Origin of the sequence: Limnobacter sp. (assembly GCF_964228395.1) — a bacterium.
In the GTDB taxonomy this organism is placed as follows: Bacteria; Pseudomonadota; Gammaproteobacteria; order Burkholderiales; family Burkholderiaceae_B; genus Limnobacter.
The window spans coordinates 34,005-47,891 of record NZ_CAXQZX010000081.1 but is presented as its reverse complement, the minus strand read 5'-3'; the positions used below and the strand labels follow the sequence as shown (position 1 = coordinate 47,891).

Annotated in this window: 12 protein-coding genes; 1 reads left to right on the top strand and 11 read right to left on the bottom strand. The window is 58.4% G+C overall.

What is annotated here, in order from left to right; all coding sequences use genetic code 11:
* Positions 1-11: 11 nt before the first annotated feature.
* From ACEQU8_RS06710 to ACEQU8_RS06665, 10 genes are all read right to left on the bottom strand, one after another.
* Positions 12-2,456: a hypothetical protein gene (locus ACEQU8_RS06710; protein ID WP_370262445.1), complete on the bottom strand. Its 2,445-nt coding sequence runs from the start codon at positions 2,454-2,456 to the stop codon at positions 12-14.
* A gap of 335 nt (positions 2,457-2,791) precedes the next feature.
* Positions 2,792-3,229, bottom strand: a complete 438-nt coding sequence (locus ACEQU8_RS06705) for a hypothetical protein (protein WP_370262444.1) — start codon at positions 3,227-3,229, stop codon at positions 2,792-2,794.
* Positions 3,204-3,746, bottom strand: a complete 543-nt coding sequence (locus ACEQU8_RS06700; RefSeq protein WP_370262443.1) for a nucleotidyltransferase domain-containing protein — start codon at positions 3,744-3,746, stop codon at positions 3,204-3,206. Before ACEQU8_RS06700 ends, ACEQU8_RS06705 begins: the two co-directional genes overlap by 26 nt.
* A gap of 119 nt (positions 3,747-3,865) precedes the next feature.
* Positions 3,866-5,785, bottom strand: a complete 1,920-nt coding sequence (locus tag ACEQU8_RS06695) for a hypothetical protein (RefSeq protein WP_370262442.1) — start codon at positions 5,783-5,785, stop codon at positions 3,866-3,868.
* Complete coding sequence (locus ACEQU8_RS06690) at positions 5,782-6,765, bottom strand: fatty acid desaturase (RefSeq protein WP_370262439.1); 984 nt, start codon at positions 6,763-6,765, stop codon at positions 5,782-5,784. The genes ACEQU8_RS06695 and ACEQU8_RS06690 overlap by 4 nt, the downstream gene beginning before the upstream one ends.
* 3 nt (positions 6,766-6,768) lie before the next feature.
* Entirely contained in the window at positions 6,769-7,506 is a 738-nt protein-coding gene (locus ACEQU8_RS06685; protein ID WP_370262438.1) for an O-methyltransferase, read from the bottom strand.
* Entirely contained in the window at positions 7,439-8,662 is a 1,224-nt protein-coding gene (locus tag ACEQU8_RS06680) for a Gfo/Idh/MocA family protein (protein ID WP_370262437.1), read from the bottom strand. Before ACEQU8_RS06680 ends, ACEQU8_RS06685 begins: the two co-directional genes overlap by 68 nt.
* Before the next feature lie 57 nt (positions 8,663-8,719).
* The gene (locus tag ACEQU8_RS06675; RefSeq protein ID WP_370262434.1) at positions 8,720-9,871 is read right to left on the bottom strand and encodes an FkbM family methyltransferase; all 1,152 of its coding nucleotides are present in this window, start codon (positions 9,869-9,871) and stop codon (positions 8,720-8,722) included.
* The gene (locus tag ACEQU8_RS06670; RefSeq protein ID WP_370262433.1) at positions 9,868-11,037 is read right to left on the bottom strand and encodes an acetyl-CoA carboxylase biotin carboxylase subunit family protein; all 1,170 of its coding nucleotides are present in this window, start codon (positions 11,035-11,037) and stop codon (positions 9,868-9,870) included. Before ACEQU8_RS06670 ends, ACEQU8_RS06675 begins: the two co-directional genes overlap by 4 nt.
* Entirely contained in the window at positions 11,030-12,217 is a 1,188-nt protein-coding gene (locus ACEQU8_RS06665; RefSeq protein WP_370262468.1) for a DegT/DnrJ/EryC1/StrS family aminotransferase, read from the bottom strand. The genes ACEQU8_RS06670 and ACEQU8_RS06665 overlap by 8 nt, the downstream gene beginning before the upstream one ends.
* Before the next feature lie 49 nt (positions 12,218-12,266).
* Here ACEQU8_RS06665 and ACEQU8_RS06660 point away from each other — a divergent pair, with 49 nt between their 5' ends.
* The gene (locus ACEQU8_RS06660; protein ID WP_370262432.1) at positions 12,267-13,148 is read left to right on the top strand and encodes an undecaprenyl-diphosphate phosphatase; all 882 of its coding nucleotides are present in this window, start codon (positions 12,267-12,269) and stop codon (positions 13,146-13,148) included.
* Between the two features lie 25 nt (positions 13,149-13,173).
* Here the strand turns inward: ACEQU8_RS06660 and ACEQU8_RS06655 are convergent, their stop codons facing one another.
* Positions 13,174-13,839, bottom strand: a complete 666-nt coding sequence (locus ACEQU8_RS06655; RefSeq protein ID WP_370262430.1) for a TetR family transcriptional regulator — start codon at positions 13,837-13,839, stop codon at positions 13,174-13,176.
* Positions 13,840-13,887: the final 48 nt, after the last annotated feature.

Below are 13,887 nucleotides of genomic sequence, written 5' to 3'. Positions count from 1 at the left end.
GCCGCCTCCAGTTACATCAGCTTGAGGAATTCACGCAGGGCGTGTTTGTCCTCTTTGCTTAAGCTCACACCAAACTGGTGACCTTTGTTTTCTACCAAGTCGTCACACTTTTGTGTCACAGGGCGGTGCGGGTCACTGCTGGTGAACTTGCCAATGGGCGTGCCTTTGCTCACGGGCAGCTTGATCAGGCCACCTTGGTCTTCCTGCAAGGCCAACCAGATGTCGGTGTCGGTCTTGGAGATTTTTTGTGGGCGAGAAGGCTTCACCTTGGGGTCGTCGCTCATCATCAGCTCTTCAAAGGCTTGCTCGAAGGCTTTGACGCGCCCAGCCACGGTGACATCGGGTGAACCATCTTTGAGTACAGGCATTTCGCCAATGGCGTTGTTGTGCAGAAAGGGGGCGGTGGCCCACACCGACAACAGGCTGATGTTGCGCAGGTAGCCAGGGCCGCCTTTGATTTCGCGCTCGCCGATCTTCATGCCGCCCAAGCCGGGCACCATTTGGTTCAGCGTGACATCCACTTTGCCTGGGCTCTTGCGCTGCTTGTAGGTCTCAGAGGAGAACTCTTCCCAAATGTGGCCTTCGTTGTGGTTGTCGTGCAGGGCGCGGCACATGTTGGTGCCAATTTCATGGAAAGGCACAGGCTCGTCGTTGCCCAACCAGTCTTGACCAAATACGCCATCTTTGGCGAACTGTTTGGGTCGCAATTTGCCGTCTTTGTCTTTGGCCATGTACTGGGTGACAAACTTCACAGACTCACGCTCTTCTTTGGTGAATTCGTACTGCCAAAAATCTTCTGAACCAAACACATGGCCCTCGTAGAAGCGCTCCAGCGCAGCCTTGTCACGGCGAATGTTCTCGGGCGCCACCTTGGAGGAGTGGCAGCTTGCACATTCACGCGCAAACACTTTGCGGCCCTGGGGCACTTTGCCCAGGTCGACGTACTTCAGGCCCGGGGTGTTGTCCACCTCGGCCGACTTGCCCAGGTAGGTGGGGCCGCCGGTGATCAGGAAGGCCGCCAGGTCGTGCATTTTGGCGTCGGCGTAGTTCCAGGGTTCGCACTCGGCTGCGCACTGCTTGATGCTGAAGGGGCTTTGCTTTGAACGCTCGCCAAACAGCTTGCCCGGGGTGGGGAAGTTGGGGGTCCAGCATTCTTCGGTGCACATGCCGATGTTGACGTACACGCGGATCAGGGCCAGGCGGTCGCCCACCGAGTCTTCGCCACCTTTCAACACGTTTTGGGTGAGGCCTTTTTTGATTTCGCCGGTCACGGGGTCTTTCATCACGTGTTCAAACACGCGACGGTTTTGAAAGTCCATGATGTTGTTTTGTGTGCCGGGGTTGTTCTGGAAGTCGTTGGCCACCAACGAGGTGTCGATGGTGCCTGGGCGGCCCGCTTTCAACACTTGGCGCACCACGGCGTCGTGGTCGGTGCCCTGGAAGAACATCAAGGGCTGAACAATGTGCTGGTTGCCGATGGTGGCAGACAGGTTTTCCCAGCGGGGTTTGTTGGGGTCTTTGGGTGGGTTGGTGGGGTCAAAGCCCACGTGGCACTGCACGCAGGGGTGGCCCACCACGTAGCGCAGGTTTTTCTCCAGCTCGCCCTTGGTGTAGGGGCTGGTTTTGGGGTCAAACACCACTTTGCCGGTTTTTTCATCTTTGGTGGGGTCGGCGTAGTACTTGCGGTAACCCAACACGCCACTGCTGTGCGGGTCGGGGCATTTGTCCCAGTAGTTGGTGCTGGCATCGCCCTCGGTGCAATCCGGGTCGTTGATCAGACCGTATTTTGTAAAGCGGTGCTTGCGTTCGCGGGTGTCCAGCCAGGGGTAGAAAATTTTGTCCTGTCCGCCAGCCACGCGTGCAAAGTGCAGGTAAGGCTCGTCCTGGTTGCCAAAGGTGCCTTTGAACCACACGTCGCGGCCGCGGCGCACTTGCTCGCGCAGTTGTTGGGCGCGGGCGGGGTCTTTGGCCTCCACGTCTTTAAACAGAGTGTTTACATAACGGCAGCCTTCCGCATCGTAGCCCGTGGGTTGGGGCTGGTTGCAAGGGGGGGGCGGCAGTTGGGGAATGGGCTCGTATTTCCAGGTGATGGGGCCTTGAAATTCGTGGGTCTTGGGGCTGGTGCCAGGGTTCCACACCTTTTTAGCGGCCAGGGTGGCGTAGAAGTTTTTCTCGTACCACTCCTTGTTGGCATTTAACTGCGGTGTGCCGTTGTACACGCCCAGCGGCAAGATATTGCGGTTGGCCAGGTCGTCCAGGCTCACCGAGCGCAGGGTGTGCCGGTAGGGCACTTGGGGCACGGGGTATGCGCCGGGTGTTGGCCAGTATTCGTTGCTGACGTCCACCAGGCCGGTTTTTTTCTCGATCTTGGGAGGTGGGGTTTTGGTTTGCGTGCTTTGCGCGTGGGCGCCATGGGCCAACACAAGGGCGGCCAGCAAGGTGAGGGGCAGACGCATTGGGGCTGTCTCCGAGCGGTTGTTGTAATAAAAATAGAAAATGGGGTACTGCCTTACTGCTCTTTGCGAGTCTATGCGTTGGGCGGCTGGCTGGCAAGAATGTAAAAAACCCTACAAATGCCGGTTTTTGAATAACTTTTCGCAGAAATAACAGAATTATTTGGTGTGTGAAACTGGTGGGGCTGGGTTTTCAGAATGCGGTTTTGTACTGTGAAATCATTCGTTTAATGTTACCGTCGGGTAACGGAACGAGCGGACCGTGACATTGGTCAATGTAAATAAAATGCTGGAAAATCAAGGTGTTAACAAACGTTTCGATTAGACGCTCTATTTGGTCAAGTGGGGTGTTTGAGTGATGACGATTGGCAGATTGCCCGGCTTAATTGTTCCGTGCTGTTAAGCAATGCTTCCAATAAAGAAGATTCAATCTCGGTTATTCCCTCGTATTCCGCCATGTTTCTCTTTTGATGGGCCATGGCGAATATCCGCCACGATGCAGGGGGAAGACCCGCGGTTAACTCGAGCAATTGAAAGACTAGGTAACGGTTTTCTGAGCGGTGGCCGGTTTTCCGCAGCGCTGCCAGCGCCAAGGCATGGGCAGCGTTGTAAGCCAAGTCAAAGCGGCTGTCGATAGAGAGGGTCAGGTTGCTGGCGTCTTTGAGCTTGCGCTGGGCTGCGCGGGTTAGTCCGTCAAATTCAGCCTGAATGAAGGGCTCTGCCTTGATTTGACCGATTTTCAGCAGGTTCTCAAAGGTTTGCTTGTTTGTGCTCATTCAGTTGGCCAATGAGTGGAATGACAGGGCCAGCCAGCACTCGGCGAAGAAATTCCCCGGCTTGTTTTTGTTTGAACTCGTGACTTCTGTAAAGCGTTGCTTGAATTTGCTTGCCCAATTGCGCCTCTGCAGGCATCAGAGTTTGAAGTAAATCGGGGAGTTCTAGCTCGTCGCTGATGATCATGAGGTCAATGTCGCTTTGGGCGGTGGCCTCGCCTTTTGCGAAAGACCCATAGATGAAAGCAAGACTTATTGTTGTGGCTTTGGGCGATAAAAAGTTCATCAGGACATCTTTAATGCCGAAGGTTTTAACCACAATGGATCTCAGTTCTTGAAACACATGACAGTCTGCGTTGGCTTGAAAGTGCTTTTGGTTGCCAATGTGTTGAACGCGAACCAGCCCAGCCGTTTCGAGCTTATTCAATTCCCGCTGCACGGCGCCCTTGCCAGCATTGCTATGCCTGACGATCTCGTTGAGGTAAAAAGATCGGTCAGGATTGAGAAATATCAAAGCCAAGACCGTTTGCTGGGTCTTGGAGAACAGACTGTCTGATAGCAAATTCGATGCCATAATGGGTACGATAATACCCGATATGAGTACGAAGTATCAATTTTTTCTTGCGCCGCTCAATTGGTCTAGGCCCACCGCCCCGCCGACTCAAACACCTCACCCCGCGGCCCTTGCACTTGCGCCAGGTTGGCATGGGCCCAGCGCAGGGCTTTGCAAAATTCTTCACTCAGTGGGTTTTCACCGCTGCCGTGGCGCTCAATGTAGTTTTTGGAGGCCACCATGGCGCGTAGTTCGTCCAGAAGGCCTGGGGTGTTGATGTAGCGCACGGTGCCGTTCACATAGTTTTCTACGCTGTCGGCCACGCAGTAGTCTTGCAAATCGAAGGCGGCCAGCACGTCGTAGTCGCTGCGCGAGTGGGGTTCTTGCCCCAGCAAACCAATGCTGGGCAGGCCAAGCACCATGCAGTCGATGGTGCTGGTGGCGTTGCCAAAGGGGAAGGGGCTGAGCGCCAGGTGGTGTTGGTTCAGCCGTGCCAGGTATTGTTGGTAGTTGCTGCGCTTGGCCACGGTGGCGTTGGGGAAGAGGCGCTGTATTTGCCGCTCGGTGGTGAGGTGCGAAATACCCCCCTGGTTGGGGAAGAAGGTAAAGCGCACGGGTTTATCAGCCAGGCGTTCAATTTCCTTGAGTGCGGTCATGAAGCCGATGTTGATTTTCATGAGGTTGCAGGGAATGGCGATGTGCACTTCGTCACTGGGCAGCTGGGCCGGTGGGGGCAGTTGCAGGTCGCGGTGGGCTTCAATCAGGCTGCCAATTTCAGATTCCAGCACCAGCAGGTTTTCGGCCACAATGCCGGGCTGGCCCACGGTGCGGGTGTTGATGAAGGCCAGGTCCATTTCTGTGCTGTGGGTGGTGGCCGGGTGGCCAAAACTCATGACCTGCAAGGGGGCCCAACGCAGGTTGGCCATGCTGATGCCCCAGCTGCGCATGCCCACGCTGGTGAAGTAGGCGATGTCGGGGGTGCATTGGTCGAGCACGCTTTGAACGTTGAGTTCGTCGTGTGCCGGCACTTCCAGGTAGCGGTCAAAGAGGGCGATGGCTTGTTCGTCCACGTCGGCGCGCAGGGCCACCAGCACCAGGTAGTGGTCTTCTTTGAGGCGTTTAATGATGGGCGCGTACCAGCGGTACATGGCGTGGAACGATGAAAAACTCTCGGCCACCACAGCCATCACGGGTTTGTTGTGCACATTGCCTGGCTGCGCAACGCTGCCGGTGGGCTTGACCCTCAGCCCCTTGGCTTTGTGCACGCGCTTGTACCAGGCGTTGAGGTGTTTTTTTATTTCATGTTTGCCCGGGCTTGCGCTGTAGCTGCACAGCATCCACACATTGGCCACCAGCGCACTGTAGGCGTCGTGGGGCTGTAGGGCCTCGTAGGGGTTGTATTGCTCAAGCAAAAACTGCCGGCCCGCTTCGCCAGCCAAGTTGGTGGGCAGGCGGTCCAGCAGCAGGCCGATGGCCAGCAGGGCGGCGGTTTCGCTGTTGTCCAGGCTGAGCTGTACCAGTTCTTCGGCGTCCAGGGTGCTCAGGGTGCTGGCCAGCACGTGGCGGGTTGCTGCCTGGCTTTGTGTGAGGGTTTTGTAAGGGCGCTCTTTGCTTTTGCGAAGTAGAAGCTTTTGCAGGGTTTGCACGCTGCCATACCCTGAAATTTCAAACACCTGTTGAATAAAACGTTTTTGAAGGGTGAGCATCACGATGCTTTTAAAGCTGAGGTTGCTGGAGAGGTCGCTCAGCAGGCGCTGGTAGATGCTGGCCATTCGAGTGCACAACTCGCGGGTGGCCTGGGTGTCCAGTTCAAACAGTTGGCAGTGGGGGCGGCGCTCGCAACGGTCCACCAATTGGCCCATGCTGCGCAGGTGCTCCTCGACGCTGCTGGGCTTGTTGAGCAGGGCATATTCCAGTTCGTGCAAAGGTTGGTCCACCTCGGCATACAGGGCTTGCAGAGCATCGTGGACGCTGGGGCTTGGCTCGGTGATGGCAATGGTGGTCATGGCTTCTCTTTGCACAAAGGGTGGCTGTGCTGTTGCGCGGGCATGCGAAGGGCGTGCAGGTGCGGCAGCAGGCCAGGGGCGGTGTGGGGCAAATGCCCGGCCAGCGCAGTGCGCAAGCGGGGCAGGTTGTAGTAAGGCACGCTGGGGTGCAGGTGGTGTTCGGTGTGGTAGTTCATGTTCCAGTACAAAAACGCCAGCGGCTTGGGCAACAGCAAGGTGCGGGTGTTGTGCCGCAGGTCGCCCGCATTGCGTGGCAAGGCAGCGTGCTGTAGCTTGGCCAGCACGCGGTTGGGCAGGGTGCACACAAAGGCCGCCAAGGTAAGCAACAGCACCCATGGCCAGAACCCCAGCGCAAGCGCAACCAGGGCCAGGGTGGTGTGCAAGGCCACGTGCCAGCGGGCTGTGTGCACCAGTTGGCGGCGGGCTGTGGTACCCACTGCAAAATGCCCTTGGCCAAAGGGGCCGGGCACCCGGTCGCGGGTGTTGTTCCAGTAAATGGTTGCGGCGCGCTTGAAGGCGTCGGTGTCGAACACCGCAAAGCGCCACCAGCGCTCCAGCAAGGGGTAGGGGTCGGGGTTGACCTCATAGTCCACCCCCTGTTGCAAAGTGTGTTGGTGGTGCACGCGGTGGCTGGCCCTAAAGTACACCGGGTTGCTCCAGCTTAAAAACGACACCAGGTGGAAGAGCGCCACGTTCAGCGCACGCGAACTAAACACCGTGTGGTGGGCCAACTCGTGCCCAAGCCCGGCGTACCCCAAAAAACTGAACACCACGCCATAGGCCAGCCAGCAGGCCAGCGCAAGCACAAACCGCCAGCCGCCCAAGGTGTGTTCAGCCCAGGCCGATTGCAGGGCAAACACCACCGCTGTGCCCAGTGCACACAGCAGGCCCAGGTGCAGGGCCAGTCGCCAGGCGCTGGGCCAGTTGCGCCGCTCATTGAGCGCGGCCAGGGTGTGCCGGGGCAGTGGGCTGTTGGCCATGGCTTACAGGGCAGAATCCAGCAAGTGTTTGAAGCGACCATGAAGTTCAAAGGCAATCATGGTGTTGGCCACGTGCACAATGGTGCGGCCCTCAGAATGTTCATCCAGGAAGGTGGTGACCTCATCGTGAATGGTTGAGGCGTAGTCGTGCCACACCACCACGCCATCGGGCTTGAGCATGCGATAGGCGTTTTCGGTGTCGCGCTTCACAATGTTGTAGGCATGGCCGCCATCCACAAACACAAAATCAAACTGGCCTTTGTAGCCACGTGCGTTCACATCCAGGTCAAGGCTGTTCTCCAGCACCTGGGTGACCTTGCCCTGCACGCTGGCGTCGGCCCGCTGTATGCAGCGTGCACCATGGCTTGCAAAGGTGTGGGTCAAGAAGGCGTCGTTGGCATGGCCATCTTTGAGTACATCTTGAGTTTGGTGCGCCGTGTGGCTGGCATAATCTTGTGGCAGGTCGAGTGTCACAATGTGGGCGTTGGGTGGAGTGTTCTCGGCCAAAAGTAAGGTGGTGGCGCCCATGAAGGTGCCAAACTCAAACAGGTTTTGTGCATCGGTCAATTTGACCAGGCTCACCAAGATGCTGCTTTCAAGCAGGGTCATGCCGCCAATGTCTGGGCTGGGCACGTTTACTTTGAAGCTCACATTTTGATGCGGAAAGTGCGTTTCAATCAGTTTGAACAGAACTTTGGGTCGAATGGTGCAAATGCGCTGTTGTTCGATCACGTTGCTCATGGTGGGGTCCAGGGTAAGAAACTGCAATGGGGCGGCCCAGCTGTGCCGATTCCGAAATGGCCTGGCACAGGGCCAGCCCCTCGGCGGCCACGCCCAGGCCAAGGGTGTGGGTGTTCAATTGCCCGGCCCGCATGGCTTGAGCAATGTCGCAGTAGTAGTTGGCAAAGGCCTCTATAAAACCAGCGGGGTGGCCGGCTTTGAAGCGGTTGTAGCGTGCCTCGGTGGTCACACAACTGCTGCTGCTGATGCGGTCGTACACCAGGGTGTTGCCACGCGCATCGGCGGCGCGCAGTTGTTCGGGCTGCTCTTGAACCCATTCCAGGCTGCCCAGTGTGCCCAGCACGCGGATGCGCAAGCCGTTGCGTTGGCCAAGGGCGGCTTTGCCGTACCAGGCGTTCACACGCAGGTTGTCGGTGTAATCAATGATGGCGTCGACTTCGTCGATCAGGCCTTCAGACACGCTGCTGATGGCGCGTTGCCAGGCGTTCACCTGCACGGGGGTTTTGCCGGTGACGTAGTGCACCAGGCTGTGCAGGTGTACAAACAGATCCAGTGATACGCAACTGATCAAGCCGTCTTGCAGGCGCCAGGGCTGAATGGCCTGGGTTTTGTTGGTGTTCTTGAGCCGCATATAGGAGTCTTGCGGCATTTCAATCATGATCTTGAACACCTGCCCCAGTTCGCCCTGTTCAATGCGCTGCTTCATTTCGCGCACGGCGGGGTAGCCTGTGTAATTAAAAATGCAAAACACGTCGGTGCTGTGGGCGGGCACGCGATCCAGAATGGTGTGGCATTCGGCCAGCGTGCTCACCAGGGGTTTGTCCGATATGACCCGCAACCCATGGTCCAGGGCCAGGTGAATATATTCCGCATGCGAAGCAATGGGGGTGGCAATCACCACGGCATCCACATCCAGCGTGGGGTCGTCCAGCATGGTTTCGGGGCGGTTGTACACCCGGTGCGCTGGCAGGCCATAAGCCTGGCCACTTTGGTGGTTAAATTCGGGGTCGCGGCTAAAACAGCCTGCCGTGAGCGCGAATTCGAGGTCCATGCGCATGGCGATTTCGTGCACGCGGCCCACGGCCGAGTTGACGCCACCGCCAATCATGGCGACGCGTATGGGCTTGCTCAGGCTGTTGTGGGGTGATGTGGGCATGGCCGCCTCCCTGTTCGATATTGGAAGCTTAGGCCATGCCAAGGCAAATCAATTGGTCTATGAACCGGTAAAAAACATCACTGTTTCAGACCAACCCTGGGTGTAATGGCGCAGCCTAACCTTGTAGTGGGGGTTCATGGCCAACACGCGCAGGCACACTTCACGGCAGTGGGCGGCATGGTGGTAAACCGAGATGGCCAGTTTGGGTTGGTGTTGTGCAATGTGCCGTTGGCAGCCCTCCAGGGCGTGTAGCTCCCAGCCTTCCAGGTCCATTTTGATGAAGCTCACGGGGCCGGGCACCAGGGCGTCCAGAGTGTCTACGGGGATTTGAATGTCGCCTGCCTGGCCCACGGCACTCGCAGAGCCAGCCCCATCATTGAAATTTAATTGCCCGGCTTGGCTGGACAAGCCCACGGGCAACCAGGTGATGCGTTCGTCGCAACCTGCAAGCCGTTGTTGTGCGGCCTTTAAATTGCTGGGCGAGGGTTCGACAAAATACACCCGGCGGTGCTCGGGGTCGTGTTGCATGAACAGTTCGGTGGTGTCGCCATCAAAGCCGCCAGCGTCCACAAACACTTCGCCTTTCAGGTTCAAAAAGGGTTCAAAGTATTGTTGTGCCAGCCGCACGGTGCGACCCTTCATGTAAATCGGGTTGGCGCTTAGCCGGTAGCACAACATGTCGGTGAGCACGCGCTTGCTTTCGGCGTCTTCCAGTCGGCTGTAAAGGGCGGCCCAGGCCTGGCGGTGTTGGGCAAATTCTTCGCGTTGCTGCAGCACAAACCAGGGCAGGTGCTGGTCGGGCCAGGCGGGGTGGGCAAGCAGGTCGCTGATGTGCAGGCGCTGGGCAATGTTGGCGCGGGTCAGCGCACGGTTGACATTCACCGGGGCGATGGAGGTGGCGCAGTTGATGACCCAGGCATGTTTTGGCACCGCATGCATGGGCAGCACGGGCAAGCCACACCATTGGCTGGGCGCGCCCGGGGAGTCGTCAATCACCCCCTGGAATGGCAGCAGCCGGGCCAGGTGCTGTGCATCGGCGTTGCGGCCCACCAGGTAACGTGGAAGTTGGATGTTGGGGTTGATGAACAGGTCCACCCGCGCATGCATGCGCGGCTCAAGCGCCTGGTCGGCTGCCTGTAAAAATGCATCCACGCTGGGGCTGGGCTGCGTGATGGCTTGTGGCGTGGTGGCTGGTGGGGTGTGGTTCATGGCGCGTTCACCGTAAACAGGGTTCTGGAAATGGCCCGTTCGGCCAGGTGCTTCAGGTTCTCCACGCTGGTGGCGCGGGCAAACAACAGGGCAATTCGGCCCTTGGGTGCAGGGGTCAGCGCCTCGCCGGTGCTGGCCACGGGCACCCAGCGTTCGATCTGCAAGGGCTCATTGAACCGCAGGTGGTGCAGCACCCCGCCCTCGGGCAGGGTGAGGGTGTGGCGAAGCACGTGGGCTGGCTCGGCTTGGGTGGGTTGCGCTTGCACAGCGTTACCCACAAATGGCGCCAGGTATTGGCGCACATAGCCGCGGCCCACACTGAGTTCAATCAATTGGCTGTACAGGTCGCCGGGGCAACGGCGGGTCAGTTCAATGAGCCAACAGCGAGAGCCGTCCCAAATAAACTGGGTGTGCAACAGGCCGTCGCCCAAGGCCAGGTGCTGGGCCAGGCGTTGCAGTTCGGTTTCCAGGCGGGCCAGGGCTTGGGCCGGCAGGTCATGGGGGGCCAGGTGGCTGGTGTCCACGGCATGGGGGTGGGCCACACAGTGCTCCACCACCACATGGGACTGCACAATGCGTTGCCCTGTTAAAAAGGCAGAGTGGCTGTAAAGCTGGCCTTCCACCCAGTCTTCCACCAGGGCTTGGCCTGTGGCGCTGCAGGCTTTGGCGTGGGCAATGGCGTGTTGAACTTCGCTGGGCTTGGGCGTGCTTAACACGGTGATGCCCTGGCCGCTAAACGCATCCACGGGTTTTACAATCATCGGCGTGGTGGGCAGGGCCTCGGTGGGCAAATACACCCGGGGCGATGTCAGGTCGAGTTGCCTGGCGCACTGGCGAAACTTCAGCTTGTCGTTGATGGTCAGGGTGACGTCCAAGGAGTCTACCCCGGCATAGCGGGTGTGGCCTGTGTGCTGGCGGGCCTGGGCGCAGCTTAAATAGGCGCGGTCGTTGCAACCGGGTACCACATGGTCGATGCCCAGTTGGTCTGCCAGGGCCGCCAGGGCGTGCGCATCAGCGTAATTCACGGGGTGGTAATTGGGCTGGGCTTTGGCCAGCGCATCGTGTGGGTTGCCGCCACACAGGTGCACCTCATGCCCTAATTGGAGCAACTCACCCTGCAGGGGACCTGCAGAAAAGTTGGTGTCCACCAACAGCACCTTAGCCACGCGCTGCCTCACGAATCAAATCGCAAATGGTTTCTACATCATGGTCGGCCAGGTTGGGGTAAATCGGCAGGCAAAGCACTTCGCTGGCGGCGCGGTGGGCCATGGGCAGGTTGGCTGGGTTGGCCGAGGGCAAGCCTCGGTACATGGGCATGCTGCTGATGAGCGGGTAAAAGTAGCGGCGCCCGTTCACCCCGTTGGCCTTGAGGTGCTCGTACAGCGCGTCGCGGCTGAGTGCAAAGCCAGGCTTGACGTACACGGCCAGGTAGGCCCCATTCCATTGCAGCTTGCCCGGAATGTGCATCAGTTCAATGCCCGGGATGTCTTCCAGCAGCACCTTGTACATGTGGTAAATGGCCAGGCGGCGGGCCACGGCTGCATCCACATGTTGCAACTGAAGCAGGCCCATCGCGGCGTTGATTTCGCTCATCTTGCCGTTGATGCCCGGGGCCATCACCGTTACTTCGTCGGCAAAACCAAAGTTTTTCAGGTAGTCAATGCGCTGTTTGACCTTGGGGTCTTTGCACACAATGGCACCACCTTCAAAGGTGTTGAACACTTTGGTGGCGTGCAGGCTAAGCACCGACAGGTCGCCTGCGTTGAGCACGCTGCCTTGCTCATTGCGCACGCCAAAGGCATGGGCCGCGTCATAAATCACCTTAAGGCCATACACATCGGCGATTTGCTGGATGCGTTCCATGGCGGCGGGCACGCCATAGCAATGCACGGGCAAAATGGCTGTGGTCTGCGGGGTGATGGCCTCTTCAATGCGGGCTGGGTCCAGGTTTTGAGTGAGGGGATCAATGTCCACAAACACGGGCTGCAGGTTGTTCCACAACAGCGAGTGGCTGGTGCATACAAAAGAATAGGGGGTGGTGATCACCTCGCCCTGAATACGCAGGGCCTTAAGCGCAGTCATGAGGGCCAGGGTGCCGTTGGCGAACAGTGAGATGTAGGGCACACCCAGGTGCTTGCACAGCGCCGCTTCAAGCTGCTGGTGAAAAGGCCCGTTGTTGGTGAGGGTTTTGCTTTCCCAGATTTTTTCCAGGTAGGGCAAAAACTCGTTCAAGGGCGGCAGCGAGGGCTGCGTTACAAAAATGTTCTTCAATTCGGTTTGGGTGTCCACGGGAGCTCCCTGCGGCCTGGCTTGCAAGTATTGTGTGGCATGGGCTTGGCCCACCATCGCTTGAACACCCGCGTTTATTCCCGGCATTCAATGATTTAGCCCGGGCTTGTTTGCTATAGTGCGGGCTTGCAAACACGGGGGGCAGGGCATGGCGGTGGCTGGTGTTGGGTGGCTGGAGGCAGTGGTTCTGGGCTTGATTCAGGGCCTGACCGAGTTTTTACCCATTTCATCGAGTGCGCACCTGCGCATCATTGGCCCCATGTTGCCCTCGGGCCTGGACCCCGGTGCAGCTTTTACGGCCATCACCCAACTGGGCACCGAGCTGGCAGTGCTGGTGTACTTCCGCCACGACATTGCCCGCATATTTTTGGCCTGGTGCGCCTCGTTTAAGCGCCATGCGCCTTTTAACCCCGATGCCCGTTTGGGGTGGCTGGTCATCATCGGCACCTTGCCGATTGCGGTGCTGGGCCTGCTGTTTCAGGACCTGATTGAAACCTACCTGCGCAACCTGTACCTCACCGCTGTCATGTTGATTGTGTTTGGCCTTATTTTGGGTTGGGCCGACAAAACCGGCTGCAGGCAGGTGGAGCTAAAGCAAATGAGCTGGCGCGACGGCATTTTGTTTGGCTTTGCGCAGGCCATGGCGCTCATCCCCGGGGTAAGCCGGTCTGGCGGCACCATCACGGCGGGCCTGTTGATGGGCTACACCCGCGAGGCCGCGGCGCGGTATTCGTTTTTGCTGGCGGTGCCAGCGGTGTTTGCCTCGGGCTTTTACCAACTTTACAAAAGTTGGGGCGTACCCGGGCCGGTGAGCCCTGCCAACACGGCCTTGGCCACCTTGGTGGCTTTTGTGGTGGGCTATGGGGTCATTATTTGGTTTTTGAAGCTGGTCAGTACCCGCGGCTATGGCCTGTTTGTGGCGTACCGGGTGGGGTTGGGCGCGCTGGTGTTGGGGCTGTTGGCGGCTGGGGTTTTGCAGCCGCTTTAATTGAGCTTGGCGTATTCAGGTCTGCTTAAGCCCGGGCGGGCCCGCTGAAGCCGCCAGCCATGTAATCAAAAAACAAACGGCGCATGGCCAGGATGGCGGGCTCTTTGTCCCCCAGCGGTTCTAGCGCTGGGTCGTGCAGCAAAATCGAAAAGTCTGCCAGGCCGTGGATGCAATTGTTCACAGCCAGGTAAATTTTAAAACGCAACTCGGTTGGGCTTAAGTGCGGCACGCAGCCCTGCAGGGCGGGCAAAAACAGGTTGCCATAGGGAATAAAAAAATCGGTCAGCACCCGCTGGCCTTTGGCGCCCGACTGCCAGGTCAGCCGGGACATAAACCGAATGCAGGCCTCCCCCACCGGGCCGCTGGCAAACAAGGTCACAAAGGGCTCAAACATCACTTCCACCAAAGCAGGCAATTGCGATGGCTGCGGCAAGATGCCCAGCAATCGCCCGGCCGCCCGTTGCATGTGGGTGTCCAATTGCCCCTGCACAAATTCAACCACCGCTTGCACCAAGGTGTCTTTGTTCTTGAAGTGGTAATGCATCACCGAGCGGTTGCCCTGACCGGCTGCATCCCGAATGTGGCTGAGCCGCACGCCCTCCACCCCGTGGTCCGCAAATGCAAGCAAGGCCGTGCGCAGCAAATGTTCGCGGGTGTCGCTTTGGAGGGCTGTGGCCGGTGCGAGGGTCATGGGGTGTTGTGGGTATTTTACGGATTGTGGGGTTTAATACTTTGGTAT